This is a genomic window from Petrocella sp. (genome assembly GCF_059865615.1).
The window spans coordinates 12,098-27,453 of sequence record NZ_JCBCDA010000043.1 but is presented as its reverse complement, the minus strand read 5'-3'; the positions used below and the strand labels follow the sequence as shown (position 1 = coordinate 27,453).

General features: G+C 37.5%; 15 protein-coding genes. 1 reads left to right on the top strand and 14 read right to left on the bottom strand.

Features of this window, described 5'->3' with window-relative positions:
• Position 1: 1 nt before the first annotated feature.
• The 5 genes from rbsD to AC6F8J_RS05090 form a co-directional block, all read right to left on the bottom strand.
• A complete protein-coding gene (rbsD, locus tag AC6F8J_RS05110; RefSeq protein ID WP_500721510.1) occupies positions 2-397 on the bottom strand; it encodes a D-ribose pyranase in 396 nt (131 codons plus the stop codon).
• Positions 394-1,311, bottom strand: coding sequence for a ribokinase (gene rbsK, locus AC6F8J_RS05105; RefSeq protein ID WP_500721508.1), 918 nt, complete (start codon positions 1,309-1,311; stop codon positions 394-396). The genes rbsD and rbsK overlap by 4 nt, the downstream gene beginning before the upstream one ends.
• Before the next feature lie 42 nt (positions 1,312-1,353).
• Positions 1,354-2,355: a substrate-binding domain-containing protein gene (locus AC6F8J_RS05100; RefSeq protein WP_500721507.1), complete on the bottom strand. Its 1,002-nt coding sequence runs from the start codon at positions 2,353-2,355 to the stop codon at positions 1,354-1,356.
• A 160-nt stretch (positions 2,356-2,515) separates the two neighbouring features.
• Positions 2,516-5,527 (bottom strand): glucosylglycerol hydrolase, encoded by a 3,012-nt coding sequence (gene gghA, locus AC6F8J_RS05095; protein ID WP_500721505.1) that lies wholly within the window; start codon positions 5,525-5,527, stop codon positions 2,516-2,518.
• A 104-nt stretch (positions 5,528-5,631) separates the two neighbouring features.
• Positions 5,632-6,954, bottom strand: a complete 1,323-nt coding sequence (locus AC6F8J_RS05090; protein ID WP_500721504.1) for an extracellular solute-binding protein — start codon at positions 6,952-6,954, stop codon at positions 5,632-5,634.
• A 150-nt stretch (positions 6,955-7,104) separates the two neighbouring features.
• On the opposite strand from AC6F8J_RS05090, the gene AC6F8J_RS05085 reads away from it, so the two are divergent.
• Positions 7,105-7,830 carry a helix-turn-helix domain-containing protein gene (locus AC6F8J_RS05085; protein WP_500721502.1) on the top strand — a complete coding sequence of 242 codons (726 nt, stop codon included), beginning with the start codon at positions 7,105-7,107 and terminating at the stop codon, positions 7,828-7,830.
• A gap of 1 nt (position 7,831) precedes the next feature.
• On the opposite strand, the gene AC6F8J_RS05080 is transcribed toward AC6F8J_RS05085, so the two are convergent.
• From AC6F8J_RS05080 to AC6F8J_RS05040, 9 genes are all read right to left on the bottom strand, one after another.
• The gene (locus AC6F8J_RS05080) at positions 7,832-9,184 is read right to left on the bottom strand and encodes a citrate synthase (protein WP_500721500.1); all 1,353 of its coding nucleotides are present in this window, start codon (positions 9,182-9,184) and stop codon (positions 7,832-7,834) included.
• 153 nt (positions 9,185-9,337) lie between these two features.
• Positions 9,338-10,057, bottom strand: a complete 720-nt coding sequence (locus tag AC6F8J_RS05075; protein WP_500721498.1) for a YfcE family phosphodiesterase — start codon at positions 10,055-10,057, stop codon at positions 9,338-9,340.
• A gap of 339 nt (positions 10,058-10,396) precedes the next feature.
• The gene (locus AC6F8J_RS05070) at positions 10,397-10,615 is read right to left on the bottom strand and encodes a group II intron maturase-specific domain-containing protein (protein ID WP_500721497.1); all 219 of its coding nucleotides are present in this window, start codon (positions 10,613-10,615) and stop codon (positions 10,397-10,399) included.
• A gap of 125 nt (positions 10,616-10,740) precedes the next feature.
• On the bottom strand, positions 10,741-11,238 hold the full coding sequence (locus tag AC6F8J_RS05065; protein ID WP_500721495.1) for a hypothetical protein: 498 nt from the start codon (positions 11,236-11,238) through the stop codon (positions 10,741-10,743).
• Between the two features lie 68 nt (positions 11,239-11,306).
• Positions 11,307-11,504 carry a cold shock domain-containing protein gene (locus AC6F8J_RS05060; RefSeq protein WP_275841185.1) on the bottom strand — a complete coding sequence of 66 codons (198 nt, stop codon included), beginning with the start codon at positions 11,502-11,504 and terminating at the stop codon, positions 11,307-11,309.
• Positions 11,505-11,769: 265 nt separating this feature from the next.
• Entirely contained in the window at positions 11,770-12,726 is a 957-nt protein-coding gene (locus AC6F8J_RS05055) for a 1,4-dihydroxy-2-naphthoate polyprenyltransferase (protein WP_500721493.1), read from the bottom strand.
• Entirely contained in the window at positions 12,716-13,408 is a 693-nt protein-coding gene (locus AC6F8J_RS05050; protein ID WP_500721492.1) for a response regulator, read from the bottom strand. The genes AC6F8J_RS05055 and AC6F8J_RS05050 overlap by 11 nt, the downstream gene beginning before the upstream one ends.
• Positions 13,371-14,951: a Spo0B domain-containing protein gene (locus tag AC6F8J_RS05045; RefSeq protein WP_500721491.1), complete on the bottom strand. Its 1,581-nt coding sequence runs from the start codon at positions 14,949-14,951 to the stop codon at positions 13,371-13,373. Before AC6F8J_RS05045 ends, AC6F8J_RS05050 begins: the two co-directional genes overlap by 38 nt.
• The gene (locus AC6F8J_RS05040; protein ID WP_500721489.1) at positions 14,951-15,334 is read right to left on the bottom strand and encodes an FMN-binding protein; all 384 of its coding nucleotides are present in this window, start codon (positions 15,332-15,334) and stop codon (positions 14,951-14,953) included. Before AC6F8J_RS05040 ends, AC6F8J_RS05045 begins: the two co-directional genes overlap by 1 nt.
• Between the last annotated feature and the right edge of the window lie 22 nt (positions 15,335-15,356).

Genomic DNA, 15,356 nt, shown 5'->3' with positions numbered 1-15,356 from the left:
TTTAAAAAAACACACCAGATCTTAGAATTATATTTGCATAAGGGCTACACTCCCCAGTTCGAATGACGGCCTTTGCTGATATTGTCTGTTTTTTAAAATCATCGTGACTTACATAGGTGATAGGTATATCTTTTAGTCGTGATTTTATTGCCAATTCTATAGTAGGATTCATGGTCTGAATCTCGTTTGCTAGAGTAGCTCCTTCGCACACAAATTCTGTCATCAAGGTTTCCAAAGTCTCCATGAAATTAGGTATTCCTGCTTTTAGTGCTAAATCAATCCGTCTAACACCCTGAGGAATCGGAAGGCCGGCATCGGCTATCACAATCTCATCCATATGCCCCATTTTTGCAATTACTTCAACGATCTCTGCGTTTAATACGATACCTTTTTTCATCTAAGACCTCCTATATAGACTTCCACTTCTTTTAAAGTTGGTAGTGAGGATTGGGCACCTAGCTTAGTTACGGTTAAAGCGCCAATAATGACCGCTCGTTTCATGGCTTCTTTTATGTCTTCACCCTGAGCCATACCATATAGCAATCCACCTATGAAGCTATCCCCTGCTGCCGTTGTATCAAGTACTTTTACCTTATGGCCTTTTTCATAATGTAGATGCCCTGTAGTATCCACATGGCATGCCCCATCTTCTCCTAAAGTGATGATGATTTCCTTCACACCCATATCAAAAAGTATCTGTGCACCTTCTTTAATATGCGCCTCTGAATCGGGATGTATACCAGTTAAGGTTTCAAATTCTGTTTCATTTGGTACTAATAAGTCGGTCAATCCAATTAATTGTTTCGATAAGGTTCTCGCCGGTGCAGGGTTTAGGATGGTATAGAGCCCTTGTTCCTTCGCCATGGAAAAAGCTGCCTCTGTAGTTTCTATAGGTGTCTCAAGTTGTGCTAATAGATAGTCACATCCTTCAAACATCTCCTGAGTGAGATCTTCCTTCTTAAGTGCAAAGTTCGCACCGGGAATTACCACTATCGAATTGTCCCCACTATCGTTAACCATGATCAAAGCAACACCGGTAGGTAGTCCTTGGACCGCCTTAGTGAATTGAGCTTCCACACCATTTACAGATAGGTTCTTCATCAGCACTTCACCAAATCCATCCACACCCACACGACCAAGCATGGCTACCTCTCCCCCTAATTTACCAACAGCAACCGCTTGGTTGGCGCCTTTGCCACCGGGAATCTGCTCTAAGCCTTCGCCAAGGAGGGTTTCTCCAACTTTGGGTGTCATCTTTACGCGCGTCACTAAGTCCATGTTCAAACTACCTAGCACCAATATTTTTTTCATGCACTTCACCTCTCTAGGGTAAACGTTTAACCCCTTAAATTTTTACTTCGTACTGCCACGTATCATTAACTTCGTTTCAAGTACCCATTCCCTTTGTATCCCATCTTTATGTTTAATACGATCTAGCATCATCTCTGCCGCTTTATAACCCATTATATAGGAAGGTTGTCTAACCGTTGTCAGTCCGGGTGAGACAATCTCAGCCATATAAATGTCGTCAAACCCAATAATACCGATGTCCTGCGGGATTCTTATGTTTTTTTCATGTAAAGCTTTATAAGCTCCAAGGGCTATAAGGTCATTGCCACAAAAAAGACTGTCAAAATCTATATGGCCTTCAATAAGCCCAATGGTATGCTCATAACCGAGGGTACTGGTATAGTTCCCTTCTATAAGATGGTCTTCTACAGGCACGATACCTTTTTCCTTATGGGCCCTTAAAAAACCGGCATAGCGGTCTTTTGCGGTCTTAGATAATAAAGGACCTGATATATGATAAATTTTTCTATAACCTTGGTCCAATAAGTAACATACCGCTTGAAAAGCACCTTTTTCATTATCGACGGTGATCTTACCTTCAAGTTTTAGTCCTTCAATCTCTCTGTCCACAGATACCACCGGTATATTCAGCTTCAAAAAAGCTGGACTCATGGTTGTACGTCGACTGGAGGCTGTAAAAATAATACCGTCCACCATTTTCTCCTGTAACATCTCCAGATAACTCTCTTCTTTTTGGAGGTCGTTGTCTGAGTTACATAGAATAAGAGTATAACCCCTCTCATTGGCACCATCTTCAACACCTCTTGCCAATTCAGGGAAGAAAGGGTTGGTAATGTCTGGAATCATAAGACCCAAGGTTTTGGTTCGCTTCGTTACCATGGAGCTGGCAACACGATTGGGTATATAACCTTGTTCCTTAATAACCTCAAGTACACGATTTCTCGTCTGATGGGTGATTTTCTCATCTTTATGGTTGATGACCTTAGATACTGTCGCTATGGATACGCCTGCTAATTCTGCAATATGCTTGATTGTCACTTTCATATCATGCCCATCCCATCTAAGTAAACGTTTAACTAAGTATAATTATACAACTTTTTTTATTATTGTCAACCTTTTTGTGTGATTATCACCAAAATTCCAAAAGGCGCAATCAATTATACTTCTCTTGATTGCGCCTTTTGTCTATTTAAGGGGGAACGTGTTAGACTATTAATTTTCTTTCCAATATGAGTGCTTCACCATTTTTGAAGTCTTTTATTTGATCTTCTTTGTTCATGGTTTTTTTCTCTAATGCTAATGTTGGTGAATGGAGGGCAACTTTCCATTCACCTTCAAAATTCAGAAAAATATTTAAAGGACAAAGATCAATCGTCGCTCCTTCCATATTGGCAATGAAGAATATCTGAGTGGCCTCATCCGGCGATGTGCGCCAGCCATAATAGATTGTGTTACAAAGGACTTTATCACCTTTGTCACCCCATTCTCCGGTTTCTTTGGCACCGTTTATATATAATTTTCTGGCAAAATAATCTTTTCGCACATGATTGACCGAATTATACATCAGCCAAGGATGACGTATTCTAAACTGTCGTAGATCAAAGTTGAATCTGGTATGAGCCGGATCAATACGATCCTCATAGCGATGAACTTTACAAGCCAAGACAGCGTCCTTCATGAAAATACTTGCCATTTTTCTAAGATCGACACTTCCGGAATCAGTATAGAACCGGGCCTTCTTAGGCATAAGTTCAACTAATTTTGAATCTGTAGACCAAGCTTGTACATCATAAGCATTTTGTTTTCTACTATGTTCAAGGAGCATCATAAGCTGCATTTCATTTAAACCAATTAAATACGCCAGTTTATCCAGTTGCTGATTCAATGATCTTATCCTTTTTTCATTTCCTATATGATCATTATCTTCTATATCCTTGGTCACATCCAGTAAAGCCCTCTTTAAAAAGCTTAGATTTTTATCAAAGAGCTGTCTTGCATTGATCCTTCTTTGTTCCGAATCATGAGCATCTTTTTCCATTTGTTTTACCAACAAATCGACGTATGTTTTATCTTCTTTGGTTTCTGGTTGGACTAGGCGGCTAAGTTGACTTTTGATTGCTTCAACATCTTTATAACATCCTTCTTCCCCTGGATCTTCAAAAAGCACACGTGCTGTTAGGGCATCTGTTTTAACTTTTGACTGTAGCTCATATAAGTACTTTAGTACTTTAAACAATAGGTTATAGTCATCTAAGCCTTGTCTTTTTAGCAAGGTAAAATTATCTTTTCTCATAAAGGTCGCTTCATCTACATACCACTCAAAGAATTTTGCACCTTCCGAAGCCAGAATCTCAACCCTATAGGTATCATCTATATCCCTAAGAAACATCCAAGGCGTGTGTACCAAGGCATTAAGCAAAAACATAGGGTGCCCCGGCAAAAAACCAAGCATTAAAGCCGAAAGTGCCTCATGGTCCATGGCATGATGGACCACTTGCTTTTGGGTGTCCCCAAGGTATTGATTATAGTAATTAGAAAAAGCATCTCCAGGTTTATACTCAAGCGATGATTGGGACGATACCATCTTATAGAAATACCTTGCATTATCATGATTGGACTGACCAGTGATCCAGTGTTCTCCATACCTAAAGACTTCAACAAAACGATCCCATTTATCCATAAACCACTTGTACTTGCCGTGAACATTATGGGCAAAAATTATCGGACTCCATTGCTTAGGTATTACATCATGGGGTAGGTTCATTTCTATGGTGTGATCTAAATATTTCGAATTATAAAGCCAGTTTAGATCATCTGGCCATGGTCGCCCATCTTCAAGATTAATATCCAGGTGCCTTATTAAGCCATTAATATTCTGCTCTATACTCACCAGTTCCTTTAGAAACGCATCATCCTGAATCCGGAAACCGGTACGCTTGTCTCTGGCCTTAATGAAATCCTGTGCCCCATCAATCCGAATACAGTCAAAGCCATAATCCACTTTTCTTCTGAGCATCTCTAATAACATAGCTTTAACGTTTGGGCTGGAAAAATCAATATCTCTGCCATACATATTAGGACCTGTTAAAAAACTGCTGTGTATGTATTTGGGATTATGTGTATCTTGCGGTACTTCATCAAAGCTTTCCAAAAGAAAAGCGCCTTGAAAATCACAATGACCAAGAACCGAATCAATACAGATCTGAATGGGTCGACCCGGCATATTATGCAAGGTTTCAATCAACCCTAATAATTCATTCGGTCTTAAAGTCCCTAAAAGTGATGGGCTCACTGCAACAGATCCATAAATAGGCGTATCGTAACCCCAGTTGGATATATCTGGCTTTTTAAGTCGAACCGTCATACACTCTGTATTTCCATTTACAATTGTAAAAAACTCTCCCGTTTCCGCTTTAATATGCTCTCTTTCTGATGTTGGTACTTCCGGCATTAATTCTATGGTATCAAAACCTATATAGTTAAGGTCTTTGTTGCTTAATTGATCATATAGATCTTCAGAATCTTGATCTATGCTTCTTTGAATCTTCTCACCGATAGTCTGAAAACGTTTTGTCAGCATTTCCAAAGTACCTTCCTCCGTTGCTGTTTGGGTATGAATCTCCAAACAGGAACCGATATGATTGGCCTGGTATGAGCCATCTGGATAAATGGCCAGATGGTTTTGATGAAAATAATCCATGTCCTTTCTATTATGAAACATCGTTTCCATATCAAATACTTCTGATGGCCCATAGATACCAAAAGGTACTGAGCAGCTTAAAGGATCTCGAATGTACTTTTTACGGTCATCCATATCCACCACTAACCAATACAAGTCACCCAGTTGCTCTTTGTTACCCCGTGTTAAGCCTTCTACTACACCTATCAAATAGTCTTCAACCACCATAAGAGGCAGGTGAACAATGTCCATAGTGACTTCCTGGGTATTCAAAGCCTCTTCAACTTTTCTGACTTTAGGTTTTAGAATCTCAAGATAGAGGGTTGCGGCAAATTGATGGATGTATCCACGATTCATTCCCGGAACCCAAAACCCAAATAAAGTCTCATGAGCGTTTATTCTTTTTACACCCATATGGTCTTTTGTTACCGTCTTAACCGCCTCATAGTGGTCACTCTTATCCAACACTTGCTGTATCTGTTGTATATATTCAATTGTTTTCGTTTCATTTAATCGAATTTTTTTACCGGACTCCATCCAAGCCTCCTCTTAATTGAACCTATTCCTTTGAATAAATCTACCTACAGCATATAGATTGCATATCAAGCATTCACGACTATATGTTGTAGGTAGCGGTTCAACTAATTCGCCAATTCTTCAATTTTCCCAGCCAATTGATTCGCAAATTCTGCTTTTGTAATATCACCTTTTGCAAAAGACTCATATATTGGTCCTATGGTACCCATACCAAAGCCGTCAGGCATATCATTTTGAAGCCAAGTATAAGCGCCATTTTCTTTGACGAGCCATTTGGCTACATCTGCTGATAATGGGGCATCTGGTGTCATTGTCACATTTGTAAATGCAGGTATCATTTTGGCTTCATTGACCATATAATTATGCCCTTCTTCTGATGTTGCTATAAAGTTTAGGAATGCTTTTGCTTCATCTAGGTATTCACTATCCTTATTAAGAACATAGTATGAAGGTGCACCAATAAAGATGGCATTATGTTCACCGGCAACGGATGCATGAGGTACATAGCCCATCTCAAAATCAACACCATTTTCAGCTAACCATGGGTCAATCCAGTTACCTTGATGAATGAAAGCTGTTTTACCTGTTGCAAAAGCACCAACTTGTGCATCATAATTACCCGTAAGAAGAATACGTTTCTCTGCATAGTCAAACAATAATTCTACCCAATCTGCGTATTCTTCTAAACGTTTTCTATCCGCTTCACCCTTAAGTAATTTGTCTAGTACGGAACGATCTCCATATTCAAGACCGGCTGACAAATAGCCATTGAAGTTATGAAGGCCTGTTACCCAACGAAGTTCTGGACCGACCGCCATAGAGACAACGCTATCAAGACCTAAGCTGTCTTTTTGTGCATCAATTTTCTCAAACGCTGTTTTAAAGGCTTCTTGGGAGGTTAATGTTGTAGGATCAACACCTGCTTCTTCAAGTATTGCTTTGTTATAACCCATACCCCAAGCTTCAACCGCAACGGGAAATCCATAGACTTGATCATCCACAACAAATTCAAGGGCTGTCAAATCAATCCATTCATCACCTTCAAAGGTTGCCATTTTACTATTCCATGTATTGTAGCCGCCCATGCCTTCAATAATAAAGATATCCGGTTGTTTATCGGACTGAAACTCAGCTTTTAGGTTTTCCTGATAGGGTGCATCACCGCCTGATGTCTTAACGGTAACTTTAACACCTGTTAACCCTTCATATAGCGTTGCAAATGCCACCAGTTGTTCACCAATCTCTACCTTATTCTGATACATAATCACTTCTACATCATCTTTGACTTCTTCATTTCCACTCTCTCTTGTTCCGGATTCTTGAGAGCTTGTTACATCTCCTTCGACTTTCTCTTGGCCTGCGCCACAACCTACTACTAGTGCAAGTACCAATACCAATGCTAATAATTGTTGTAATTGCTTTTTCATAAAATCCTCCCAATTCCTTATTTATATTTTTTCTTGATACATTTTAATTATATGACCATATATCTGTCCTTTCTGTCATTTTTCTGATATAATATGCACAAAACTGATATGAACGTATTTAACAACATATAAGGCAAAGGAGCGGGTTTTGTGAAAAAGTCAATAAAAAAAGAACGTTTACGTAACCTCACAAGAGAGTATACGCATCCTTCTTATACATTTGAAGTAAAATTATTAAATGAAATGAGACTAGGTTTACATACGCAGGCCATTCGTACAATGGATACCATCAACACCCTAGAAAGAGCAACCCTATCCAAAAATAAGATACGCTCCAAGCGTAACTCCTTAATTATCTGGTGTTCCTTGTTTACGAGAAGCGCTATTGAAGCCGGCGTTAACTATGAGGATGCCTTTGCCCTCAGCGACATCCTCATTAATGATATTGATGATACTCAAAACATGGAAAAACTTATGGCTTTTGAGTACCATATGATCAATGAGTTTATTGACCTCATTCACGATTTCCATCAAGAAGCCTACCACTACCCTGTATCCAAAATCATAAAATATATCCATGCCCATGCCAATGAAAAACTTACTGTCAACAGGCTAGCCGCTATCTTTGGCCTTCATCCTGATTATTTGTCCAAATTATTCAAAAAAGAGGTTGGTATAACCTTAACCCAATTTATTCAAGACAAGAAAACTGAGCTTGCAAAGAATTTCTTAACATACTCTCAAATGACCGTAACTGAAATCGCAACATTATTGGACTTTTCAAGCCATAACTATTTTTCAAGAACTTTTAGGCGTGTTACCCATATGACCCCTTTAGAATTTCGCAAGTCAACGATGAAATATGAGAATGAGTGACTTATCTTTTTTCCATAGGTAAATATATTCGTTTAGGTTCTACACAGTTATAAGCCGGACGAATAATTTTACCGTCGTTAGCTAATTCTTCAAGGATATGGGCACACCAACCACTAATCCTTGCTATTGCAAAAAGTGGTGTAAAAAGTTGCTGTGGTATTTCCAACATCCTGTATACAAACCCTGAATAAAAGTCCACATTAGCAGATATGCCTTTATAGATTTTCCGGTGCTTACCAATGACTTCAGGTGCCAGTTTTTCTACTAGATTATAAAGCTCAAATTCTTTGTCCAATCCCTTTTCCTTAGCCAGTTCCCTAACATAGCTCTTAAAAATAATGGCCCTAGGGTCAGATATAGAATATACTGCATGACCGATTCCATAAATCAAACCGGTCCTGTCATAGGCCTGTTTTGTTACAAGTTTTTCCACGTAGTTGCTGACCTCGTCAGGATCTTGCCAATCGTCTACGTTGGCTTTGATCTCTTCAAACATTTCCACCACTTTAATATTGGCCCCACCATGTCGAAGTCCCTTTAAAGAACCCATGGCTGCAGCCACCACAGAATAGATATCTGTATAAGCGGATGATACAACATGGGTTGTAAAGGTGGAATTGTTACCACCACCATGTTCTGCATGGAGTACCAACGCCAAATCTAATAACTTGGCTTCTAGATCTGTATGTTGATTGTCGTGCCTTAACATGAACAAAATATTTTCCGCAATGCTTAAATCCTTTCTTGGTGAGTGGATGACAAAGCTTTTCTTTTCATGATAATGGGCATAAGCTTGATAACCATAAATCGCCAACAGGGGAAAATGCGCAATCAACTGTATGCTTTGCCTAAACACATTTCTCTCACTTAGGTCATCGGCCTGATTATCAAAACAGAAAAGTGTCAATACACTCCTTGCAATGGTATTCATTAAGTCTTTACTTGGTGCTTTCATGATGATATCACGAACAAAATCATCCGGTAAGTCATAATTATTGGCAATCAAACCCCGGAATTCCCGAAGCTCAATAGCATCCGGAAGGTGTCCTACAAGAAGTAGAAAACAGGTTTCTTCAAAACCAAATCGTTCATCTTTCAAAAATCCATTGACCAAGTCTTCAACATTAACACCTCTATAGCTTAATCTTCCCGGTACCGGTATCGATTTACCATCGGATATAATATAGGAGTGAACCTCTCCAATCCGGGTCAACCCAGCCAAAACCCCTTTACCATCTATATCTCTTAGGCCTCGTTTCACTTCATACCTTGTATATAATTCCTTATTCACCTTATTTGCGCGACATGATTGATTGCTCCATTTTGTTATAAGTCCGTTTAGATTGTTATCCATATAATACCCTCCTTATCTTAATATATCCTTAAAAACTACTTATTTATTATTAAAATCTCTTACATAATGATCTTCTACATATAACCTATATTACAGATAGCCGGTTCTTCTTCCTATCCTTTCTGCAAGAAGGAATGGATTGTCAACACCCATTTATCCCTCGTTCACCGTTAATAGATTCCTATAGTCTTCCATGTTGGGAAAAGAACGTTCTGATGCAATTTTATAAACCAAATCCAGATCATAAGCCACTTGCCTAAGCTCAACGTTAAAACCCGTATTGGTATCCAAGATAGCATAAGCCGCCCGTGTATCATTTTTATGGTTACAAGCCCCCACTGCGCCTGGGTTAATCAATCGATGAACATGATATCTAAGACTTATTTGCTTATGGGTATGACCAAATAAAACAACGCCTTCTTCTGTATATTTAAGTTGGCGTTCTAGTTTTTCCGGTTTTTTAAATGGGTCCATTCCATCATCCATTCCAAGAGGTGAGCCGTGAACACACAAAATATCATAGTGTTCAATATGAAGGTGGCTTATTTTCTTTTGAGCAATGAGCGCATCCATTTCACTTCCTTCTAGCCGATGTGCCATATAATCATAATAAGCTAAAAGAAGAATTTCTTTTTTAGTTGTTGGTAATATATCAATCATAGCATCATCCAACCACGCATCTGTGTTGCCTTTTAGCCAGACTAAAGGTTTCAGCGCCATCATTCTCTCAAAAACCTCTTTAGGCTGGGGGCCTTTTGCCACTAAATCACCTAAAAAGATTATGTTGTTGATATTTTGATGATTCATATCTTGTACAACCGCTTCAAAAGCAACATCATTACCATGAATATCTGAAAGAATTGCCGTTCGCATAACGCCACCACCTTTGTACTATTATCTCACATCCTGCCGTGTGTGACAATATTTTCAGAATAATAGAGTAGAGAAATAATAGCCAGTATTACTTCCCTCTCGTTAAACCGTACGTACGGGTCTCGTATACGGCTCTACATCTTATATTCCAACACTTCTTAGATAGTATTGTAAAGGATTGAGCAAACATGCTCCGTCCTTTATTTTTGTTTCAAGTAACTTTGGATTTAGTATAAAATTCACTACATTCATCCCACTTCTTTTGTAGCACCCAAGTCTTGAATTTGCAACTTTATTAATAGCTTCATGATTGAACCCATTATTATATTTTCTATTTAGCTAGGTCAAATTTCTATAGATTGTCTTAGTTATCTTCCATTGTTTCATAAGAATCACCCTTATTTTATGTCTTAACCATGCTCCAAACTCTTCCATGAATCCTTTCATCATTCCAATTCTAAAGTAATTTATCCACCCAACAACCATTTGATTTACCCTTTTTATTGTTACTGCTAAGGAACGTGATATTGCTTTCCCTCTTTTAAGGTATTCACTCATCTTTTTATATAAGGTTTTCTTCTTTTCTGTTGTGGTTTTTACTTTCCATTGTTCACCCTGTTTAAGAAATGTGAACCCTAGATATTTACCCCTTGTTGGTCTGACTAATTTTGATTTTGTCGCATTTACTTTTTGGGCCTAAAACCAAAACTATTGTCATCAAACTGTTTCTCAAATATCGGTGTCATTTTCTGGGCTATAGCTTGTTGTATAACACGGTCAATAACTGTTGGTATTCCTAGTTTTCTGACTTTGCCTTTTTCTTCTTTGGGTATTTCTACCCTTCTGACTGCTTGTGGCCTATATTTGCCACTAAGTATTTGCTCTTTTAAGTTTGCCCAGTTCTTTTCAAGGTAGGTGTCAATCTCTGTGACCTCTATGCCATCAATCCCCGATGCCCCTTTATTTCTCTTAACTCTTTTTGTTGCTTCTTCTATGTTATCTTTAGTTAAGATACTTTTAAGCAAATCCTCTTTTCCTAGATAACGGTTGATGAGGTTGTTTTCAGCTATCTTCAGTGAATCATGCGCCACCACATACTCTTTCTGTTCCGCAGATACCCTCCGTGGTTGGCCTTCTTTATGAAGTTGTCTACATTTCATTTCACTTTCAGTAACTTTCATTTTGCCCCCATGCCGGGCGCACCATAAAAAAGACCTGAAGACAAGTCTTCAGGTCTTGATAGGTTTAATTAAGCTACTGTGATGTTTTCTGCTTGAGGGCCTTTAGCGCCATCAACTACATCAAAGTTAACTGCTTGTCCTTCTTCTAATGATTTGAATCCGTCTTTTTGAATTTGTGAATAATGTGCGAACACATCATTTCCATCTTCTGTAGTGATAAATCCAAAACCTTTGTCTGCGTTAAACCATTTTACTGTACCTGTCATTTTAATGACCTCCGAATTTTTATTTCCTTACTATCATTTGGTAAAATTGCATCATTCAATAAAAATTCAAAATCAACTTGTACATGGTACATGGTACATGGTCTTGATAATTTTTATAATTTGATTCATTTACTAACAATACAAGGTTCTCCTTAATAATAAAGCATTTTGAAAAAAAAGCAAGCCTTTTCCCACTTTTTCTTTATCAAACTCAATATTTGATAATTATATATAATTTTACATATAATATTATATATAATTGCGCCTATGCTAACATAGATACTATAACACTTAGAAATATAGAAGCCGCATAACTTCCTGATATTACTACAAAGTTTTTCACAGAGACAACGAATGTCTTGGCCTTATCCTGCTCCTTCAAAAACTCTTTTACGCCCTTATACACTGGAAAAATAGTTAAAAAAACCAATAAAGTTGAAATAGGCAACCATTTCATTATGATACCAATCAATATACTAAAATAGGACAGTCCAACCAATAGAACAAATAAATGAATGGCGTTTTTTTTACCTATATAGGCCGGCAATGTATAGCGCTTATTAATTAAATCGTCCTCCATATCACAAATATTGTTGGCTAACATAATATTTGCAATCAAAGATATAAGGGGTACTGCAATAAATATAATGATTATGATTTCTTTCGTATTAATTGCCAAATGAAAAGTCATATCTTCCATATAGTAATTAATATAACCTCTTTCAAAAATCTGAATGTAATTTGTAATGAAAAATATAAGCCCACCCATCATTGTACCTGATACCACTTCGCCAAGAGGCGTATGGGATATGGGGATTGGCCCATAAGAGTATAAAATACCAATACCAAAGGCAAGGATGCCTATTACTAGTACTACCCAATCCGTTAAAAGGAATAAAGCAAACCCGAAAAGAGCACCAATCACTAACAATAAACCAATTGTTAATATGACCTGTTTTTCTGTAAGCTTGTCTCTAACAATTGCGTTGTGGCTTTCATAGTTAAAGCCCTCTTTTAGAATCGCTTTTTTGTAGTCCCAATAGTTATTAATAGTTGTTGTTGCCATATCCACACATAACATACTCAAAAAAAACAATCCAAGTCTTAGCAGATCAAATTCACGGTATCTATAGTAGCAAAAAGCAACCCCTGTTAAAAAAGGCAACACACTTGCTACTTTTGTCTGTATTTCCACGAGCTTAAAAAAAGAGCTAATTTTCATTTCTACCTCCAACGAAGCGATAAAGATTTTTAGGTCGACCTACGCCACCATATGCAAGTTCCAAAACAACAATCCCATCATTCTCCATCTCTTCTAGATACCTACGGGCTGTTATTCTGGAAATCCCTAATGTTTTGGCAATTTCAGAAGATGTGTAACTCTGTTCCAGATTTTTTTGCAAAAAAACCATTATGTTTTCGAATGTCTGATTCGTACTTTCTTCATAGATTGGATTTTTATTCAAACGCATTAATTGATCAATATTCTCTTGATCCATCATAATTATACTATGAAGCTGCGCCTTTTTCGTCAAATATCTTTTTAATGCTTCTTGAAATCGACTAAATCTAAATGGTTTAATCAAATAATCTACCGCGCCAAACCGCATAGCCTTTTCAAGCGTTTCTGATCTATTATCTGCGGTAATAAGTAGGGCATCTATAGCCCTCTCTTGCTGTCTTATCCACTTTAGTAGATCTATACCTAATCCACCTGGCAAATATATATCCAATAGTACAAAATCAATGGCTGTAGATTCAATAAAACTTTTTGCATTTGTGTAATCAGAAGCCACACCCACTAAAGTATACCCTTTGATTTTTTTCAGAAACTCTGTCAGTATGCGCTGAATCATTAAATCATCTTCAACGATCAATACTTTTATCTCTTGGGATATTGACATACCATCTCACTCCTTCATCATATACATAATCAATAATGCCTTCTGCATTTTCTACAATACTTCTAACAAGATATAAGCCGTAGCCTCGGTTGTTACCTTTTGTTGAAAATCCTTTTTCATATATATGAGCCAAAGCATCTTCATCTACCGGAGGACCCGAATTATATATTTCCATAATAAAATGGTCCTGATTGCTATCTAAAAAAATAATGATTTTCTTTTGAACGCCTTGATTAACCGCATGCATTGCGTTTTCAAGCAAATTACCAATAATTGAACAGGCTTCTTCTGCATTTAATTCCGTCGGTAAACCATCTACAAATGAATCCTGATCAATAACAAAGTCTATCTTGTTTTCCGAGAATAATGCGTACTTGGTCAACAATAAGCCGGCAATTTTATTATTTCTTATATGTTCACTTAGAAGGTGATTAAGCCTACTATTTTTTGATGCTAGAGTGTCAATATAATCTAAAACTTCTTCGTGCTCGCCTAATTGTAATAACCCGGATATCGTTTGAAGTTTATTCATAAATTCATGATTCTGAGCTCTTAAAGAATCCACCAAATGCCTATAGTCCGTCAATTCCTCCGCTAGGGCTCTGACTTGTGTCAAATTTTCCAAACTTGCAACTGCACCGATAACTTGATTGTCACTGTCATACATAAGACATAAGCTAATTAAGATTCTTGTTTTGTTTGGTAAAAACAATTGCTCATTTGCAATATCAGACTCTGTTCGAATGGCATCCAACATATAGTCATAGATTGGTGTTTGTGATAGATATTCTATTGAACACTTATCATCTATAGGTAGATTCAACATCATTTGAGATTTCTTATTGCAAATAAGGACTTCACCTTTTTGATCTATAGCTATAATACCCTTTTCAATGCTGTGCAAAATCAACTCCCGTTCACTAACCAATAGGGCTATTTCTTTTGGTTCAAGTCCGAAGATAGATTTCTTTATATCCATCGCTAGATATAAAGCCAAAATAATCCCAAGGACCATACCTATAACCAATGCATACTCGATATTTTCGCGATGGGTTTCATTTTCTTTCTGAACTTCATCGGTTAATAATCCCACAAGTACCGCACCTACTTGTTCATCTTTATAATATATTGGATGAAAGGCTCTTATTGCAGAAATAAGTTCATTATTATCGGCGGATATATAGGCCTTACCTTCATTTAGAACCGCTTCTTCACCGCCATTTTTGTACGGCTTATATAGACCACTTTTATAGGGATAGGCATATTGTATACCTTCCATGTCCATTATTATAATGTACTGATACCTAGTCAGTACTCTTAATCTTTCAATTTGCCTTTGAATGGATCCATCTTCTCTTTTTTCAGACAACTTCTGACCAAGCTCAGGCAATTTCGCAATAACCACAGCCATATCACTTGCTGCACTGCCCATATGTTGTTCCATAGAAGCTTTCAGTTGATGATTTGCTACTAGAGATATGAAGCCAATTACTAAAATAATGGCCGTTGTCACAACAATCATAATTTTATAATGTAGCTTCATTATTCCTCCGCCACCTTTGCCTGTTCAAGGGCTTTTTTTACTGCATCAATCAAGGCTTCACTTGTGTAGGTCGCACCTGATACAATATCCACATCCGTATTATTTTTTTTGATAATAGCCTTAGGTAATTTTTCAAAAACCACATTTGCCAATAGTTCCGGCTCCTCATGATCTAATATCTCAATATTGATTATATGACTATGATCCACCGTAACACTGACTCTAAGGTTACTATAATAACCCTCTGTCTCGTTAATATACGTTCCCGGTATAAAAATGGGCTCTTTTTTAGTACAGCTCGTTGCCATAATCATCATAACTATGAGAAAAAAGGTTAAAGAGAAGAAACCCCTTAACCCTCTTATTTTTTTTGTATGCACCATTATCGCCTCTTTTTCTTTTACC

Coding starts and splice junctions, on each gene's coding strand:
- AC6F8J_RS05100 (WP_500721507.1), bottom strand. CDS start 2,355: ATGAAAGTGACAATCAAGCATATTGCAGAATTAGCAGGCGTATCCATA.
- AC6F8J_RS05055 (WP_500721493.1), bottom strand. CDS start 12,726: ATGAAAATTAGCTCTTTTTTTAAGCTCGTGGAAATACAGACAAAAGTA.
- rbsK (WP_500721508.1), bottom strand. CDS start 1,311: ATGAAAAAAATATTGGTGCTAGGTAGTTTGAACATGGACTTAGTGACG.
- AC6F8J_RS05065 (WP_500721495.1), bottom strand. CDS start 11,238: ATGAAAGTTACTGAAAGTGAAATGAAATGTAGACAACTTCATAAAGAA.
- AC6F8J_RS05080 (WP_500721500.1), bottom strand. CDS start 9,184: ATGGATAACAATCTAAACGGACTTATAACAAAATGGAGCAATCAATCA.
- AC6F8J_RS05060 (WP_275841185.1), bottom strand. CDS start 11,504: ATGACAGGTACAGTAAAATGGTTTAACGCAGACAAAGGTTTTGGATTT.
- AC6F8J_RS05090 (WP_500721504.1), bottom strand. CDS start 6,954: ATGAAAAAGCAATTACAACAATTATTAGCATTGGTATTGGTACTTGCA.
- AC6F8J_RS05075 (WP_500721498.1), bottom strand. CDS start 10,057: ATGCGAACGGCAATTCTTTCAGATATTCATGGTAATGATGTTGCTTTT.
- rbsD (WP_500721510.1), bottom strand. CDS start 397: ATGAAAAAAGGTATCGTATTAAACGCAGAGATCGTTGAAGTAATTGCA.
- AC6F8J_RS05070 (WP_500721497.1), bottom strand. CDS start 10,615: ATGAGTGAATACCTTAAAAGAGGGAAAGCAATATCACGTTCCTTAGCA.
- AC6F8J_RS05050 (WP_500721492.1), bottom strand. CDS start 13,408: ATGTCAATATCCCAAGAGATAAAAGTATTGATCGTTGAAGATGATTTA.
- AC6F8J_RS05040 (WP_500721489.1), bottom strand. CDS start 15,334: ATGGTGCATACAAAAAAAATAAGAGGGTTAAGGGGTTTCTTCTCTTTA.
- AC6F8J_RS05045 (WP_500721491.1), bottom strand. CDS start 14,951: ATGAAGCTACATTATAAAATTATGATTGTTGTGACAACGGCCATTATT.
- gghA (WP_500721505.1), bottom strand. CDS start 5,527: ATGGAGTCCGGTAAAAAAATTCGATTAAATGAAACGAAAACAATTGAA.